Consider the following 16,524-nt stretch of genomic DNA (forward strand, 5'->3'; position numbering starts at 1 on the left):
TGGTCTGAGCGCAGCGAAGCCCAACGTTGCCCGGTTCGGCGCCGCCGTTGGGCTTCGCGTAGCTCAGCCACAACCTACGCCAGCGCGTTCTGGTAAATCTTCACCTGATCCGCACCAAACGCCACCAACAGCGCCTCACGCAGGCTGCTGCCCGCTGGGCGGGGCCGTCGCAACTCGGCTACTGCGATTCGCGCTGCTTCCTGCAACGGATAGCCATACACCCCGCAACTGATCGCCGGAAAGGCGATGCTCGCCAGCCCTTCGGCTTCGGCCAGGGCGAGGCTGTTGCGGTAGCAGTTGGCAAGCAGTTCGGGTTCGCGGTGTGTGCCGCCGTGCCAGACCGGCCCGACGGTGTGGATCACGAACCGCGCCGGCAGGCGGAAGCCGGGCGTGATGCGCGCCTCGCCCGTGGGGCAACCGCCAAGCGTGCGGCAATGGGCGAGGAGTTCAGGGCCGGCGGCACGGTGAATGGCGCCATCAACACCCCCGCCGCCGAGCAGCGAGGAGTTGGCGGCATTGACGATGGCGTCCACCTCCAGGGTGGTGATGTCGCCCTGCCAGATACGAATGTCCATAGGCTCACCTCCTTGTGGAGGCTAGCCCTTATTTGACCTCCTGCGGGGTCTCCTGACCTACGCAGCGCACCGCTTTCTTCTTGTTATCCACAAGCACGCCGGTCAGCCCCTTCTGCGTGGTATCGAACATCACCAGCACGCCGTCGATGCACTGTGCCACCTGTGCGGAGGGCTCCAGGGAGACCTTGTAGTCTTCGCCAGGGACGGTCTTGAGCATGGTGAAGTCGGACAGCAGCAGCGCATCTTCGGGTTTGGCGAAGTGCAGGTAGCCGTAGTACCAGAGCACCATCACGGTGCCGACAATGCTGCCGATGCCGGTGAGGATCAGCGGGATGGGATTGCGTTCGCTCATTGGGGACTCTCTGTATTCGGGACTTCAGCCAGCCGGCGCAGTCCGACGAAGCCCTTGGGGTCTTCGAGGTAAAGCACCATGACCTTGCGCCAGGTGGGGTCGGCGAAGGTCTGCACATGGCCGCCGCGGACCGGCTGGAATACCCGCGGCGGGGGCGCAGCTTGATACAAGCGCACGCCGTTGGAAAGGGGCACCACCGGATCGTCGATGCTGTGGTAGATCAGCATCGGCAAGCCTTTCAGCTCGCCAATGGCGCGTATGGCGCTGTCTCCGTCGGGCACCAGCCAGGACAGGGGGACCTGCAATGGCCAGAGCGGCCAGGCATTGGACAGGCTGAAGCGGGCCACCTCGCGGTAGCTGGCAGGTACGCCGTCCAGTACCAGGGCCTTGAGCCGACCGCGGCGCTCCGGGCGCTCGGAGAGGTAGTGCACCGCCAGGGCGCCTCCGATGCTCTGGCCGAGCAGCACGACCGGTTTGCCCTGGACCTCCGGCGCCTGGTCGAGCCAGGCGAAGGCGGCATCGATGTCCTCATAGAGTGCCGGCAGGCTGGGCGAACCCTCGGAGCGGCCGTAGCCGCGATAGTCCAGCAACAGCACCTGGTAGCCCTGCTCCGGCAACCACCAGCTGCCGCCCAGGTGGGTGGCGACATTGCCGCCGTTGCCGTGCAGGTGGAGCACCGTTCCCTTCACCTCCACGCCGGGCTTGGCCGGAAGCCACCAGGCATGCAGGCGCGTGCCATCGGCGGTGGTCAGGCTGATATCGCGATACGCCAACTTGGCCTTTTCCGGCGTGAAGGGCAGGTACTGGTCGGGGTAGAACAGCAGTGAGCTGCAGCCTTGCAGGAACAGGGTGAAAACAATCAGCAGGAGGCGAGAAGCGGGCATGTGCATTTCCTTCCTGAAACATCACAGGCCAGCCCTGCGGGCTGGTTGGCGAATGAATTGGCTGTGTCTGCATCAAGTGTTGCAAGTAGCGGCCTTGCCCCTAGGAGCTGGCTTGCCAGCGAATGGCTTCTTTTCGCTAGCAAGCTAGCTCCTACAAGGTTGCTTCTGGCAGCAGGCATAGCCAACGAATTCGCCCCGCCAGAGAGGTCAGAGGATGTTGGCGTAATCCGCCTCGATGCGGTCCAGGCTCAGGTGGTTGAGGAAGTTGGAGAAGCACATCCAGGCCGACAGCGCGTTGAGGTCGCGGAACTGCGGCGGCAGGTACTTCGGCGGCACCACCAGGCCCTCGTCCACCAACTGGCGCAGCGTGCGGGTGTCCTCCAGGGTGGTCTTGCCGCAGAACAGCAGTGGGATCTGCTCCAGCTTGCCTTTGCGCACCGCGAGCTGGATGTAGTTGTAGATCAGGATGAAACCCTTCAGGTACGACAGGTCCTTGGTGAAGGGCAGTCCACCCGGCACCGACCCACGGAAGGCGCGGCTGGCGCTGCCATAGCTCTCCTCCATGGCGTAACCCTGCTCACGGTAGAAGTGGTAGACGTCGAGGAAGTCGGCGCCCTCCTCCGCCATGTGGATGGCACGGGTCCGGTTGGTCAGGCGGCGCAGTCGGCTCGGGTAGGAGGCGAAGGCGATCACTTCCATCAGGATCGCCAGGCCTTCCTGGGTCACGGTGGAGGACGGCGGGCCCTTGGAGAGGAAGGTGCAGATCGGTTGGTTCTGGCCGTTCAGGGTGGTGCCGACGTGCACCAGCCCCTCGTGGACTTCCAGGGCGCGCACGTCGCGTTCGTTGAACAGGGCGTCGGCGCGAATCTTGATGTAATCGGCGCCGGCGGCCGCGTCGGCGACGATGCCGTCGGACTCGAACACCCGGATGGTGTCATCGCCGAACACCTCTCCCAGCCGGCTCTGCAGCAGGTTGACGGCGTCCTTCGCGCTCAGGGTCTTGGGATCGTCCTTGAGGTCGCCACGGTCGGCAATGTTGTTCAGGTAGTCCGAGAGCATCAGGCCGAGGTCGGCCAAGGTCGGGTCACCGGCATGGAAGGCATCGGACGCCGCGCCGTAAAGCTCCTGGGAAATCAGGCCGAAATCCGCGGTGCCGCGCGCTTCCAGCATGCGGATCACCATGCGGTATTCCTTGCACATGCGCCGCATGATCTGGCCCACCGGGTTGAACTGGCCCAGGTGACGAGTGATGTCGCGCTCGATGTTCTGGAATTCCAGCTTCTTCTCTACCGAGTCGAAGGCCAGCGGGCGGCTCTCGTAGTAAGCACGGTCCACAGCGGGCATGGACTTGCCCTTGTGCTTGAGGAAGTCCTGGCGGACGCTGTCGTCCCATTTCACGGCGTCCAGCACGCGGATCGGGGTCTGTGCCTGGACGATGCGATCGGACAGCGCGCGGATGGTCTTCTGGTAATCGTCAGGGAGCTTGCGACGGGTCATCGTTGGCTCACTCCTCGGCCGAGCGCTGGTAACGCGCCACTTCAACGAAGACATCCGAGTTGGCCGGGTCATCCAGCCAGCCGAAGACCACATCCAGCGGAGTGGTGATGAGCACGCCGTCGCCGTCCGGCATTTCGACGGGCTGGCCCTGGAACTTGCCTTCCTGCATTTCCTGTTCGATGCGCTCGATATCCAGGTTGTAGACCACGAGTTCGTTATCCGTGGTCAGTTCGAAACCGGCGATGGCGAAGTTCGCGCCGAGTTTCTTCGGCAACCCGGCCGAGAGGTACCAGCGGCGGCCGTGGTGGGCGACGGTGAAGCCGAACTCCTCCATGCCCTCCAGGTTGTCCTTGCTGCCCTCGAAGCTGCGTGCCTTGTACACGTTGGAGCCGGAGCGGCTGATCTCCAGATACTCGCGTTCGCCCCATTCGTCCTTGCGGGTCCAGTCCCCGAGCAGTGGGATGGGGGCCGGCTCATTGGCCGGAATCGGATCCTTGAAGGTGACCAGGCAGCCGCCCAACAGCAGGAAGGACAGGGCAACCACGGCACGCCAGACTTTCATCTCGCTCTCCTTGTGATAACGAAAAACCCCGCCTCGCCGGCCAAGTGAACACGTCGCGAGCGTTGGCCAGGCTAGGCGAAACAGGCGAAGAAGCGCAGTTTACACGCAGTAAATGAGCATTCTGAGCCTGCTTTCAACGACGCATGGCCGAGTGCAGCAGTGTTCACGCAGCCGCCGGCACGGCGGGGTTTGATCTATGCGCCTACAGTCCCATCACCAGGTAAAGGTAGCGTTTAAGGACCGCTCGCATCTCGTCGATGTCGAGGTTTTCCACGCCGTCGAGGAGGCCCTGATATTCCATCCGCAGAATGACGGCCGTCAACACCTTGGCGTCTTCGGTGGGTTCGGCCGAGCCCAGTACCTGGAAGAAATGCTCCGCGCCCTGCGAGAGTATCCTGCGATGTGCGTCAGCAAGATTACGGAGACCGGCATTCAGTAGCGCTTCCTGGCGGAAGGCATGCTCGGCCAGCAACTGGTCGCGGTTCTCTTCGAGCTGGCTGCGCACGTACTGGATGGCCAGTTCGACGATCTGGTCGGTCATTTCCCGGCGCGAATCGCCGTCGCGGCTGAGCACACCGGCCATGGCCTGCAGGTCATCCTCCACGCTGGCCCAGAAGGCCGCCATCACCGCCGAACTGCGCTCCACGAACTGCGCAAAGGTATCGGTGATGAGGTCGTTGATGTCCTTGAAGTAATAGGTAGTGGCCGACAGCGGCACCTGGGCCTCCGCGGCGACGGCGCGATGGCGCACGGCCCGTACACCGTCGCGGACGATGATACGCATGGCGGCATCGAGGATCGCCTGGCGGCGTTGCTCGCTGCCCTGGCGGCTGGCCTTGCGGCCCTGGTATTTCACGCTTTCGGCGACCGCGCTGGCTACGCGGGCGGCGCTGTCACTGCGGGACGACTGGCTCAAGACAGGAAACCCTCCGAACTCACTCAAGGTGAAAGTGTTGACCATTTATCCCGCTTATCAATGCAGGAACTGGCGAGATTTAGGCTCTGTCTCCCTGACTAGCGCCTTGTAGGAGCGGCGCCGGGGCAAAAGGTTCGCATGCCGGACGGCGGCCAAGAAAAAACCGCCCGAAGGCGGTTTCTTTCTTACTCCTGCATCAAGCCTGGGGCCGCATGTGCGGGAACAGGATGACGTCACGAATAGACGGCGAATTGGTGAGCAACATCACAAGTCGGTCGATACCGATGCCTTCGCCGGCGGTGGGCGGCATGCCGTATTCCAGCGCATTGACGAAGTCGGCGTCGTAATGCATCGCCTCGTCGTCACCGGCATCCTTCTCCTTGACCTGCAGCATGAAGCGCTCGGCCTGGTCCTCGGCATCGTTCAGCTCGGAGTAGGCGTTGGCAATCTCGCGGCCACCGATGAACAGCTCGAAGCGGTCGGTGACGCTCGGGTCCTGGTCGTTGCGGCGCGCCAGCGGCGACACTTCGAACGGGTACTGGGTGATGAAGTGCGGCTGCTCCAGCTTGTGCTCCACCAGCTCCTCGAAAATCATCACCTGCAGCTTGCCCAGGCCTTCGTGGCCAAGGACCTTGGCACCGGCCTTCTTGGCGATCGCACGGGCGGTCTCGACATCCTTGAGGTCAGCGGCGCTGATTTCCGGGTTGTATTTGAGGATCGCGTCGAACACGGACAGGCGGGCAAACGGCTCGCCGAAGTGGAAGACCTTGTCGCCGTAGGGCACGTCGGTGCTGCCGAGCACGGCCTGGGCCAGCTCGCGGAACAGTTCCTCGGTCAGGTCCATGTTGTCTTCGTAGTCTGCGTAGGCCTGGTAGAACTCGAGCATGGTGAACTCGGGGTTGTGCCGGGTCGAGACGCCTTCGTTACGGAAGTTGCGGTTGATCTCGAAGACCTTCTCGAAGCCGCCGACCACCAGGCGCTTGAGGTACAGCTCCGGCGCTATACGCAGGAACATGGCCATGTCCAGCGCATTGTGGTGGGTCGCGAACGGCTTGGCCGCGGCGCCGCCGGGGATGGTCTGCAGCATCGGGGTTTCCACTTCGAGGAAACCGCGGTCGGACAGGAAGCGGCGGATGTGGGCGATCACCTGGGAACGTACGCGGAAGGTGTTGCGGGTTTCCTCGTTGACGATCAGGTCGACGTAGCGCTGGCGATAGCGCTGCTCGGTGTCGGTCAGGCCGTGGTGTTTGTCCGGCAGCGGGCGCAGGGACTTGGTCAGCAGGCGCACGCTGGTCATCTCGACGTACAGGTCGCCCTTGCCGGAACGGGCCAGGGTGCCTTCGGCGCCGATGATGTCGCCCAGGTCCCAGGTCTTGATCTCGGCCAGGGTTTCTTCCGGCAGGGTCTTGCGGTTGACGTAGACCTGCAGGCGGCCGCTGCTGTCCTGAAGGACGATGAAGGAGCCGCGGTTGAGCATGATGCGACCAGCGACCTTGACCGGGATGGCGGCTGCTTCCAGCTCTTCCTTGGTCTTGTCGGCGTACTGCTTCTGCAGGTCCGCGAAGTAGTTCTCGCGGCGGAAGTCATTGGGGAAGGCAATGGCCTTGGCTTCACGCACGGCGGCAAGTTTTTCCTTGCGCTGGGCGATCAGCTTGTTTTCTTCCTGTTGCAGTTCGTGCTGGTCGAGTTGTTGGTCGCTCATGGTCGTCTATCTGCCTGGCGTCAATTTCAAAAGAAGGTAACTGTAGGAGCGAGCCTGCTCGCGACGCTTTTCGACGCGAGCAAGAACTGGGTGTCCCCCTCGCTCCTACAAAAGCGGCTCCGCGTCAGAGCCCTTGTTTGAGGCTGGCCTCAAGGTATTCGTCCAGATCGCCGTCCAGCACCTTGTCGCAGTCGCTGCGCTCGACACCGGTGCGCAGGTCCTTGATCCGCGACTGGTCGAGTACGTAGGAGCGAATCTGGTGCCCCCAGCCGATGTCGGACTTGGTGTCTTCCAGCGCCTGGGACGCGGCGGTGCGTTTCTGCATCTCCTGCTCGTACAACCTGGCCCGCAGCATTTTCATGGCGGTGTCCTTGTTGGCGTGCTGGGAGCGTTCGTTCTGGCACGCCACCACGGTGTTCGTGGGCACGTGAGTGATACGCACCGCGGAGTCGGTGGTGTTCACGTGCTGACCGCCCGCGCCGGAGGAGCGGTAGGTGTCGATGCGCAGGTCCGCCGGGTTGATCTCGATCTCGATGTTGTCATCGATCTCGGGCGATACGAACACCGCGGTGAACGAGGTGTGGCGACGGTTGCCGGAGTCGAACGGGCTCTTGCGCACCAGACGGTGCACGCCGATCTCGGTGCGCAGCCAGCCAAAGGCGTACTCGCCCTTCACATGCACGGTGGCGCCCTTGATGCCGGCGACTTCGCCTGCGGACAGTTCGATGATGGTGGCGTCGAAGCCGCGCTTGTCGGCCCAGCGCAGGTACATGCGCAGCAGCATGTTGGCCCAGTCCTGGGCTTCGGTGCCGCCGGAGCCGGCCTGGATGTCCAGGTAGGCGTTGTTCATGTCCATCTCGCCGCTGAACATGCGGCGGAACTCGAGCTTCTCGAGGATCTCGCGCAGGCGCTCGACTTCGGTGGAGACGTCGTTGACCGCGCCTTCGTCGTTCTCCTCGACCGCCATGTCCAGCAGGTCGCGGGAGTCGCCGAGGCCGCTGGTGAGGTCGTCCAGGGTTTCGACGATCTGCGCCAGCTGGGCACGTTCACGGCCGAGATTCTGGGCGTATTCGGGGTTGTTCCAGACGGCGGGGTCTTCGAGTTCGCGGTTTACTTCGACGAGACGATCATGCTTCTGATCGTAGTCAAAGATACCCCCGAATAGACAGGGTGCGATCGGAGAGGTCCTTGATGCTGTTCAGGATCGGGTTGATTTCCATGACGGGAAGCTCTCGCTGGCAAAACTTTCGGAAAAGCCGGCGAGTATACCCGAGTCACCGGATGCCGGCAGCATGCCAGCCGCGAAATGCGCCCCGCTGGCGACGCACGGGCGCCATGGCGCCCCGTCCCGATCAGGGCGCGGGGCTGGCTGCCACCATGGCCACCCGGTTACGGCCGTTGTTCTTGGCCTGATAGAGGCCCTGGTCAGCCATGTCCACCAGCACCAGGGAAACCTGGCCCAACTTCGGCGTGAGCGTGGCGACGCCGATGCTGACGCTCAGCACCGAGCCCGCCACCGGCAGATCGTGGTGAATGCCCAGCGCCTCCACCGAGCGTCGTACCTTTTCCGCCAGCAGGCGTGCGCCGCCAGCGGCAGTGCCCGGCAGGATCATCGCGAACTCTTCGCCGCCGTAGCGCGCGGCCAGGTCGGTGGCTCGGCTGCAGCAAGCACGGATGGACTCCGCCACCCGGCGCAGCGCCTCGTCACCCGCCACATGGCCGAAGTTGTCGTTGAAACCTTTGAAGTGGTCGACGTCGATCATCAGCATCGACAGCTCGCTTTGCTCGCGGAGCGCGCGTCGCCACTCCATGTCCAGGTACTCGTCGAAGTGACGCCGGTTGGACAGCCCGGTCAGGCCGTCGGAGTTCATCAGCCGCTGCAGCACCAGGTTGGCTTCCAACAGCTGCTGCTGGCTCTCGCGCAGGGCGCGGTAGGCCTCGTCGCGCTGCTGCAGCGCGGTGAAGGAGCGCGAGTGGTAGCGGATGCGCGCGACCAGCTCGATGGTATCGGGCAGCTTGACCAGGTAATCGTTGGCGCCGGCGGCGAAGGCGGCGCTCTTTACCGTGGGTTCTTCCTTGGTGGACAGGACGATGATCGGCACATCGCGCAGCGCCGGCACCGCGCGGTACTCGGCGAGCAGGCTGAGGCCGTCGACCCCGGGCATCACAAGGTCCTGAAGGATGACCGTGGGTTTGATCTGCAAGGCCACGGCGACCGCCTGCAGCGGGTCGGCGCAGAAATGGAAATCGATGCCCGGTTCGGCCATCAGTGCCCGACGCACCGTTTCACCGACCATGGCCTGGTCATCGACCAGCAGCACCATTGCCGAAGGCTCGACCGGCGTCATGTCCATGGGGTTGCGATAGGGGTATTGCATCACGCTCTCCGGGCCCGCAGGCCTCAGGTAGAAATTATCCGAATACCTCGGCCAACCGGGGCGCGATGCGCTCCAGGGCGAGGATTTCCACCGCAGCGCCAATGGCGGCGGCGGCCTTGGGCATGCCATAGACCGCGCAGCTGGCCTGGTCCTGGGCAATGGTCAGGAAGCCGCGGCCGCGCATGCGCTTCAAGCCCTCGGCGCCGTCCCGGCCCATGCCGGTCAGCAGCACGCCAACGGCTTCGCCCTTCCAGTGCTCCACCAGGCTGTCGAAGAAGACATCGATGGAAGGACGATATACGAAGCTGGTGGGCTCGGCGGTATAGGCCAACGTGCCATTTTTCAGCAATCGCAGGTGGTTGTTGGTGCCGGCCAGAAGGATGGTCCCCGGCTGTGGCGGCTCGCCTTCCCGTGCCAGTCGAACCGGCAAGCGGGATTCGCTGGCCAGCCAGTCGGCCATGCCCGCGGCGAAGACTTCGTCCACGTGCTGGACCAGCACCACGGCCGCCGAAAAGTTCGCCGGCAACTGCCTGAGCAGTTGCGCTAGGGACGCCGGACCACCCGCCGACGCGCCGATGGCGACCAGGCGCTGGCCGCCGCTGCGCCGGGCGCTCGGTTCGGCTGCGCCGCGGGCGCGATTGTCGCGCTGGCCCACGAGCCAGCCGATGTTCTGGATCTTGCGCAACAGCAGCGCGGCCTCCTGGGCCTGACCGCTACCGAGCGCGGGGGTATTCACCGCATCCAGGGCGCCATGGCCCATCGCCTCGAACACCCGGTGCACGTTCTGTTCGATATCCACGGTCACGATGAGGATGGCGCAGGGGCTGCGCGCCATGATCTGGCGGGTCGCCTCGACCCCGTCCATCACCGGCATCAGCAGGTCCATCAGCACCACATCCGGCACATCCCGACCGCAGCACTCCACCGCTTCCGCGCCATTGCCGGCGATCCAGGCGATCTGGTGCGCCGGCTCCAGGGCAAGGGCCCGACGCAGCGCTTCAACCGCCAGGGGCATATCGTTGACTATCCCTATCCTCACCCTTGGGCCTCCCCGATCAGCATGACCACGGCATCCAGCAACGCTTCGTCGTGGAAACTGGCCTTCGCCAGATAATAGTCGGCCCCAGCATCCAGGCCGCGTCGACGATCCTCTTCACGATCCTTGTAGGAAACCACCATCACCGGCAACGACTGCAGACGGCTGTCACGACGCACCAGGGTGACCAGTTCGATGCCGTCCATGCGCGGCATGTCGATATCGGTGATGAGCAGGTCGAAGTGCTCCGAACGCAGCGCGTTCCAGCCGTCCATGCCATCCACCGCCACCGCCACCTCGTAACCGCGACCGGCCAGCAGCTTGCGCTCCAGCTCGCGCACCGTCAGCGAGTCGTCCACCACCAGGACGCGCTTGCGCTGGGCACCGGCGCCCTGGCGGCCACCGCGATCGACCTTTTCCAGGCGACCGCTGCCGAGCAACTTGCCGACGGATTTCAGCAGATCTTCGACATCGAGGATCAGCACGGGCCGGCCATCATCCAGCAACGCCCCGGCGGACAGGTCCTGGACCTTGCCCAGGCGCGGGTCCAGCGGCATCACCACCAGGGTGCGCTCGCCGATGAACCGCTCCACGGCAACGCCGTAGCAGGTGTCGCGCTCATTGATCAGCACCACCGGGATGCCGGCCTCGTCGCGCTTGCCCTCTGCGCACTGAAGGATCTGGCTGGCCGAAACCAGCCCCACGTGCCGGCCTTCGTACCAGAAGTGTTGACGCCCTTCGAGCTGGACGATGTCCTCGTGCTGCAATCGGGTCATGCGTTCGATATGGGCCAGGGGGAAGGCGTAGGCCTCGCCGCCCACCTCCACCACCAGGCTGCGCACCACCGACAGGGTCAGGGGGACTTCGATATGGAAGGTCGCGCCTTGTCCGCTGCGCTGCTCCATGCGCACGCCGCCACGCAGTTGGCGCACCATGTGCTGCACCGCGTCCAGGCCAACACCGCGTCCGGACACCTCGGTGACCTGCTCGCGCATGCTGAAGCCAGGCAGGAAGAGGAAGGCCAGGAGCTCGTCCTCGGTCATCCTCGTGGCGGTTTCGAGATTGGCGAACCCACGCGCAACCACGGCGTCGCGCAGGCGCTCCAGATCCACCCCAGCACCATCGTCGGCCAGCTCCAGCAGGAGCATCCCGGCGTGATGGCGGGCATGCAGGCGGATCACGCCCTCCCCCGGCTTGCCCAGCCGCAGGCGCACCGCGGGGCTCTCGATACCGTGGTCGACGGCATTGCGCAGCAGGTGCGTGAGCGGTGCCTCCAGTCGCTCCAGCACATCGCGGTCGACCTGGGTGGTCTCGCCGCTTACTTCCAGCCGCACCGGTTTGCCCAGCGAGCGGCCGAGGTCGCGGACCATGCGCGCCTGGCCAGCCAACACGTCGGCGAACGGACGCATGCGCGACGCCAGGGCGGCGTCATAGAGCAACTGGGCACGCTGGCCGCCCTGCCAACCGAATTCATCGAAATCGGCCATGTAGCCGGACAGCATCTGCTGGCACTCGCCGAGCAGTTGCCGGGCCTCGCCAAGCATCGCCTGGGCTTGCGGGTCCAGGGTGCCGTCCAGCACCGATTCGCGCGCCACGTCGAGGGCGCGACTGGCGCTGGCCTGAAGGCGTTTGAGACGGTGCAAGGCATCGTTCAGGGGCTTTATGCGCTGGAATTCCACCAGCGACTTGCTGGAGATATCCAGCAGGTGATCTAGACGTTCGGCACTGACGCGCAGCACCCGGTCACGGGCCTCGGCACCGCTATCCGCAGGGACCTGCACTTCCACTTCACGGGCAGGTTCCGGTGTCGGCAATGGCGACGTCGCGGCGGGAATGACAGGTGCAGAAATGACCGGCGCGGGGATGACCGGCTCGATAAGCCCTCCCGTCGCTGGCGCAGGCTCGGCGACCCGCCCCTGAAGACGGGCGATCAGCGCAGCGATCACATCGCGCCCCTCGTTCTCCGCCCAGTCGGCATCACTGCCAATGCGCACCAGCAGATCGGACCCTTGCAGCAACGCATCGATATTGTCCGGCTGCAGGCGCACGTGCCCCTGGCGCGCAGCCTCCAGCAGGTCTTCCATCACATGGGCGACCCGCACCCCGGCATCCAGCCCGACGATACGCGCCGCCCCTTTCAGCGAGTGGGCAGCACGCATGCAGGCTTCCAGCTGGTCGGCCTGGTTCGGATTGCGTTCCAGCACCAGCAAGCCGGCGTTGAGCACCTGGGTCTGGGCATCCGCTTCCAGGCGGAACAGCTCCAGCAGGGATGCGTCGCGCATCTGATCCGGGGTCATGCCAGGCTCCTTGCCATGGCCTGCAACAGCAGGCTTTCGTCCAGCAGCGTGATGCTGCGACCACGCCACTGCACCACCCCCGAAGCGAACTGGCGGGCCGCCAGGTCCGGGGTACGGCCCGGGTCGATCACCGAATCCACGGGAATGCCATGGATGCCGTCCACTTCGTCCACCGGCGCCACCAGCGGTCCACCCTGGCTGGCGAGAATCAGCATGCGCGGCACGACACGCCGCTCACCGTTCACTTGCCCGCCTTTTTCCAGCCCCAGCAATTCGCTCAACGACAGGCAGGCCACCAGTGCTCCACGCACGTTGGTCACTCCCAGCAGGGCCAGGGAACGCTGGTGCGGCAGGGAATGGATGGGGTTGATCGAAGCCACCTCCACCAGGCTGCGTGTCGCCAGGCCGAGCCACTGCTCGCCCAGGCGGAATACCAGGGTTGAACGACGCTCGCGACCATCTTCCTCCTCTTCCAACGGCGCGGCGGCGATGTCCTCGCGAACCAGCGCGTAGCGGTCGAGCAACAGGGTGGCGGCGGCCGCATGCACCTCGCAGTTGCGGCAGTGCACATGGGCTTCCAGGCGTTCGCAGGACTTGTCGCCATGCACGCCAATGCGATTCCAGCAGTCGTCCACGGCGGGCAACTGGTCGCTGGCGATCAAGGGCAGATGGTTATCGGCCATGGCTGTTCACTCCACGACTGGCGCGCTGCAGCAGGCGTTCTGCGCCGGCGCGGTCGCCCCGGGCGGCGAGCAACGCTGCGAGATGCGCCAATGCCTCGGCATGCTGGGGTTCCAGGTAGAGCGCCTTGCGGTAATGGTCCTGGGCTTCATCGGCCTTGCCTGCCACATCGCTGAGCAGGCCAAGCCAGTAGAAGGCGTCCGCCGACGGGCCGTGGGCGGACAGGAATGCTTCGCAAGCGGCGCGGGCTTCTCCGGTTCGGCCGCTGTTGGCGAGGCTGGCGATAGTCGCCAGGGCAGCTTCAGGTCCCGCGCCATCGGCCTTGGCTTTGGCCTTGGGCACCTCGGCCTTTGGCAGCGGCGCGCGCGGCCTGGCCGGCGCTCGGCTGGGCAATGGCGCGGCGGCGACGGGAGCGGGTGCCGGGATGCGTACCTTGGCCGGTTTGGTGGCGATCTGCGGTGGCGCATTACGGAACACGAAGGCCTGTGGATAACCCAGCGGCTGCATGCCCTGCTGACTGAGCAGACTGGCTTCGGCCGGGCCAATGAACATGGCGCCATCCTTCTGCATGTGGCGCTTGAGCACCTCCAGCACGGCGGTCTGGGTGGTTCGGTCGAAATAGATCAGCAGATTGCGGCAGAAGACGAAGTCGTAGGGCGGCTCACCGGCGAGCAGGCCGGGGTCCAGCAGGTTGCCACGCAGGAAGCGCACCTTGGATGCCACCTGCTGGGCCAGGGCATGGCTTTCGCCGGAAGGAATGAAGTAACGGTCGCGAAAGCCCAGGTCATCGCCGCGGAACGAGTTGCGCCCGTAAAGTCCCTGACGCGCCCGTTCCAGTACCCGTTCGCTGATATCCACTGCATCCACCTGGAACAGCCCCGGCGCCAGGCCGGCATCCAGCAGTGCCATGACGATGGAGAACGGCTCTTCCCCGGTGGAACAGGGCAGGCTGAGGATACGCAAGGGCCGCCCACCCACCAGGTTTGGCAGGCGTTCGAAGGCTAGGCGGCCAAGAGCAGCAAAGGATTCGGGATAACGGAAGAACCAGGTTTCGGGCACCACCACCGCTTCCACCAGCGCCTGCTGTTCAGCCGGCGAAGCGTTGAGGGTGGCCCAATAGGCTTCTTCATCGTGGCTGCCGCAGGCGTTCATGCGCTGGCGCAGGGCACGCTCGATCACCACCCGGCCGACGGACTCCGCCTCCAAGCCGATGCGGCTCTTCAACAGGGCCTCGAAGCGCTCGATCATGCCGCGCCCTCCGTGGCCGGGAACAGCAACGCGCGCACCTCATCCGGCAGCAGGTCGGCAACGCGGATGCGCTGCACCAGGCCATCGGCGCCTTGGTAGACGGGCCCGAGGTAACGCGCCCCACCCTGCTCCAGGCCGTAGTCGCGGAACTCGTCCGGACTGCAGCGCAGGGTGTCGGTAGCCTGTTCGAGGATCAGCCCGAGCCAGCGTGTCCGCCCTTGCAGAGGATAATTCACCAGCACCAGCCGGGTACTGGTGCGCACCTGCGCGGGTTGGCCGAAGGCGAGCACGCCCAGGTCCAGCACCGGCACCAGCACGCCGCGATGGGAGAACACTCCGGCCACCCAGCCCGGCGTCTCAGGCACCTGCTTCAGTTGGCGCAGGGGCAGGACTTCCACCACTTCATGGACATCCAGCGCATAGCGGTCGCCGCCCATGCGGAATTGCAGGTAGAGCCGGCCCCTGACGGTGCGGGCCGGCGCGCGGGTACGACTCGGGCACATGGCGCCGACTCAGACCTTGAAGCGGCTGACGCCGGTTCGCAGGCCGTTGGCCACCAGGTTCAGTTCGTCGATGGCGGAGCTGGCCTGGCGCAGGGATTCCACCGTCTGCCCGGTGGCCTCGCCCAGTTGCACCAGGGCCTGGTTGATCTGCTCGGCGCCAGTGGCCTGGGCCTGCATGCCCTCGTTGACCATCTGCACGCGCGGCGCCAGCGCCTGCACCTGCTGGATGATCTGCGACAACTGCTCGCCCACCTGCCCCACTTCGGCGATGCCGCGACGGACTTCCTCGGAGAACTTGTCCATGCCCATGACCCCGGCGGAGACCGCCGACTGGATCTCGCGCACCATCTGCTCGATGTCGTAGGTGGCCACAGCGGTCTGGTCGGCCAGGCGGCGCACCTCGGTGGCGACCACGGCGAAACCGCGGCCGTACTCGCCCGCTTTTTCCGCCTCGATGGCAGCGTTCAGGGACAGCAGGTTGGTCTGGTCGGCCACCTTGACGATGGTGGTGACCACCTGGTTGATGTTGCCGGCCTTCTCGTTGAGGATCGCCAGCTTGGCACTCACCAGCTCGGCGGCGCCCATCACCTGGTGCATGGTGTCTTCCATGCGCGCCAGGCCAAGCTGGCCGGAGCCCGCGAGGATGGAGGTCTGCTCGGCCGTGCCGGACACCTCGTTCATGGTCCGCACCAGGTCGCGGGAGGTCGCGGCGATTTCCCGCGAGGTGGCGCCGATCTCGGTGGTGGTGGCAGCGGTCTCGGTGGCGGTGGCCTGTTGCTGCTTGGATGTGGCGGCGATCTCGGTGACCGAGGTAGTCACCTGGACTGCAGAGCGCTGGGCCTGGGACACCAGGGTCTTGAGCTCTTCGGCCATGCTGTTGAAGCCGGTCTCGATGGCGTTGAACTCGTCCTGGCGCTTGAGGTCCAGGCGCGTGGACAGGTCGCCGCCACCCATGACCCGCAAGGTATCGACGATGCCGCCCACCGGACGGGTGATCGCACGCATCAGCAACAGGCCGCAAACGGCCGCGGCGGCTACCGCCAGCACCATGGCGAGGAGCATGCTGCGCTCGGCGTTGCGCACCGAGTTGACGATCTCTCCGACGGAGCTCTCGGCAGTCCCCTTGTTGAAATCGATCATCTCGTTGAGCAGCTGGCGTCCGCCGTTCCACTGCACGACCAGTCCCTCGCGGAAGGTCCGGCGAGCCTGTTCCAGGCTGCCGGCGTGCACCAGCTCCAGTATTTGCGCCTGGTGCTCGCGATAGGTCTTGTGGATGCCGAGGAATTGCCGATAGCTGTCCAGGTCATCGGTCTTGGAGATGGTCTCTTCGTACGACTTGAGGAAGGCATCGAGCTGGTCGGTGCTGTCTTTCAGCGCCTTCTCATCGCCGGGATAGACCTGTATGTCACTATCGTCTGTGCCACCCAGCAACGCCTGGGTGCGCAGCATGTTGTCAGTCCAGCTGCTGCGCAGCTTGCTGATCACGAACATGCCCGGCACGGAATCGGCCAGCACGCGGTCACCTTCGTGCTCGATGTTCCTCAACTGCAGGTAGGACATGGTGGCCATCAACAGCATGATGGCGATGATCACCGCGAAACTTGCCTGGATACGCAAGCGAACAGTCCAGTTCTTCACATTCTTCCCCGTTACCAATGCCCGGATTCTTGCTGGCCTGCGGCCAATGGCGGCGACTCTAGTGGCAAGGCCACCCGCTAGCAAGCGCAAGGAATGGGCGCAATTACGTCGCCAGAAAGCTGCCGGTTCGCGGCATCTGGGGAGTTTGGCAGAAAGTTGCCGATTTGCAGGAGGGGTGTACGCGTGGGGAACTCAGAAAAGTAGGAGCGAGCTTGCTCGCGAACAGCCCAGAGCACGATCTTTCGCGAGCAAGCT

The 16,524-nt window shown here is 64.9% G+C and carries 15 protein-coding genes; all 15 read right to left on the reverse strand.

Annotated features, from left to right (window positions below):
- Positions 1 to 74: 74 nt before the first annotated feature.
- On the reverse strand, positions 75 to 575 hold the full coding sequence (locus tag DM872_RS15560) for an O-acetyl-ADP-ribose deacetylase (protein ID WP_179060330.1): 501 nt from the start codon (positions 573 to 575) through the stop codon (positions 75 to 77).
- A gap of 28 nt (positions 576 to 603) precedes the next feature.
- On the reverse strand, positions 604 to 927 hold the full coding sequence (locus tag DM872_RS15565; RefSeq protein ID WP_179060331.1) for a hypothetical protein: 324 nt from the start codon (positions 925 to 927) through the stop codon (positions 604 to 606).
- On the reverse strand, positions 924 to 1,817 hold the full coding sequence (locus DM872_RS15570) for an alpha/beta hydrolase (protein WP_179060332.1): 894 nt from the start codon (positions 1,815 to 1,817) through the stop codon (positions 924 to 926). Before DM872_RS15570 ends, DM872_RS15565 begins: the two co-directional genes overlap by 4 nt.
- Positions 1,818 to 2,018: 201 nt before the next feature.
- Positions 2,019 to 3,308, reverse strand: coding sequence for a flavohemoglobin expression-modulating QEGLA motif protein (locus DM872_RS15575; RefSeq protein WP_179060333.1), 1,290 nt, complete (start codon positions 3,306 to 3,308; stop codon positions 2,019 to 2,021).
- A 7-nt stretch (positions 3,309 to 3,315) separates the two neighbouring features.
- Entirely contained in the window at positions 3,316 to 3,870 is a 555-nt protein-coding gene (locus DM872_RS15580) for a hypothetical protein (protein WP_179060334.1), read from the reverse strand.
- A 202-nt stretch (positions 3,871 to 4,072) separates the two neighbouring features.
- Entirely contained in the window at positions 4,073 to 4,786 is a 714-nt protein-coding gene (locus DM872_RS15585; RefSeq protein WP_077527628.1) for a TetR/AcrR family transcriptional regulator, read from the reverse strand.
- Between the two features lie 196 nt (positions 4,787 to 4,982).
- A complete protein-coding gene (gene lysS, locus DM872_RS15590) occupies positions 4,983 to 6,488 on the reverse strand; it encodes a lysine--tRNA ligase (protein ID WP_179060335.1) in 1,506 nt (501 codons plus the stop codon).
- Between the two features lie 124 nt (positions 6,489 to 6,612).
- Positions 6,613 to 7,708 (reverse strand): peptide chain release factor 2 gene (gene prfB / locus DM872_RS15595; RefSeq protein ID WP_179060336.1). Its coding sequence is split into 2 segments (ribosomal slippage): positions 6,613 to 7,635 and positions 7,637 to 7,708, totalling 1,095 coding nucleotides; the frame shifts between segments, so codons are not numbered across the junction.
- Positions 7,709 to 7,840: 132 nt separating this feature from the next.
- A complete protein-coding gene (locus tag DM872_RS15600; RefSeq protein WP_179060337.1) occupies positions 7,841 to 8,866 on the reverse strand; it encodes a response regulator in 1,026 nt (341 codons plus the stop codon).
- Between the two features lie 34 nt (positions 8,867 to 8,900).
- Positions 8,901 to 9,905, reverse strand: coding sequence for a chemotaxis response regulator protein-glutamate methylesterase (locus tag DM872_RS15605; protein WP_179060338.1), 1,005 nt, complete (start codon positions 9,903 to 9,905; stop codon positions 8,901 to 8,903).
- A complete protein-coding gene (locus DM872_RS15610; protein ID WP_179060339.1) occupies positions 9,902 to 12,199 on the reverse strand; it encodes a hybrid sensor histidine kinase/response regulator in 2,298 nt (765 codons plus the stop codon). Before DM872_RS15610 ends, DM872_RS15605 begins: the two co-directional genes overlap by 4 nt.
- Positions 12,196 to 12,882 carry a chemotaxis protein CheW gene (locus tag DM872_RS15615; RefSeq protein WP_179060340.1) on the reverse strand — a complete coding sequence of 229 codons (687 nt, stop codon included), beginning with the start codon at positions 12,880 to 12,882 and terminating at the stop codon, positions 12,196 to 12,198. Before DM872_RS15615 ends, DM872_RS15610 begins: the two co-directional genes overlap by 4 nt.
- Positions 12,872 to 14,128 carry a CheR family methyltransferase gene (locus tag DM872_RS15620; RefSeq protein WP_179060341.1) on the reverse strand — a complete coding sequence of 419 codons (1,257 nt, stop codon included), beginning with the start codon at positions 14,126 to 14,128 and terminating at the stop codon, positions 12,872 to 12,874. Before DM872_RS15620 ends, DM872_RS15615 begins: the two co-directional genes overlap by 11 nt.
- Positions 14,125 to 14,631 (reverse strand): chemotaxis protein CheW, encoded by a 507-nt coding sequence (locus DM872_RS15625; protein ID WP_179060342.1) that lies wholly within the window; start codon positions 14,629 to 14,631, stop codon positions 14,125 to 14,127. The genes DM872_RS15620 and DM872_RS15625 overlap by 4 nt, the downstream gene beginning before the upstream one ends.
- Positions 14,632 to 14,640: 9 nt before the next feature.
- Positions 14,641 to 16,269, reverse strand: coding sequence for a methyl-accepting chemotaxis protein (locus tag DM872_RS15630; protein ID WP_179060343.1), 1,629 nt, complete (start codon positions 16,267 to 16,269; stop codon positions 14,641 to 14,643).
- Positions 16,270 to 16,524: the final 255 nt, after the last annotated feature.

Source organism: Pseudomonas taiwanensis (assembly GCF_013393345.1).
GTDB classification, from domain to species: Bacteria; Pseudomonadota; Gammaproteobacteria; order Pseudomonadales; family Pseudomonadaceae; genus Metapseudomonas; species Metapseudomonas resinovorans_C.

Coding starts and splice junctions, on each gene's coding strand:
- DM872_RS15560 (WP_179060330.1), bottom strand. CDS start 575: ATGGACATTCGTATCTGGCAGGGCGACATCACCACCCTGGAGGTGGAC.
- DM872_RS15565 (WP_179060331.1), bottom strand. CDS start 927: ATGAGCGAACGCAATCCCATCCCGCTGATCCTCACCGGCATCGGCAGC.
- DM872_RS15570 (WP_179060332.1), bottom strand. CDS start 1,817: ATGCACATGCCCGCTTCTCGCCTCCTGCTGATTGTTTTCACCCTGTTC.
- DM872_RS15575 (WP_179060333.1), bottom strand. CDS start 3,308: ATGACCCGTCGCAAGCTCCCTGACGATTACCAGAAGACCATCCGCGCG.
- DM872_RS15580 (WP_179060334.1), bottom strand. CDS start 3,870: ATGAAAGTCTGGCGTGCCGTGGTTGCCCTGTCCTTCCTGCTGTTGGGC.
- lysS (WP_179060335.1), bottom strand. CDS start 6,488: ATGAGCGACCAACAACTCGACCAGCACGAACTGCAACAGGAAGAAAAC.
- DM872_RS15600 (WP_179060337.1), bottom strand. CDS start 8,866: ATGCAATACCCCTATCGCAACCCCATGGACATGACGCCGGTCGAGCCT.
- DM872_RS15610 (WP_179060339.1), bottom strand. CDS start 12,199: ATGACCCCGGATCAGATGCGCGACGCATCCCTGCTGGAGCTGTTCCGC.
- DM872_RS15615 (WP_179060340.1), bottom strand. CDS start 12,882: ATGGCCGATAACCATCTGCCCTTGATCGCCAGCGACCAGTTGCCCGCC.
- DM872_RS15620 (WP_179060341.1), bottom strand. CDS start 14,128: ATGATCGAGCGCTTCGAGGCCCTGTTGAAGAGCCGCATCGGCTTGGAG.
- DM872_RS15625 (WP_179060342.1), bottom strand. CDS start 14,631: ATGTGCCCGAGTCGTACCCGCGCGCCGGCCCGCACCGTCAGGGGCCGG.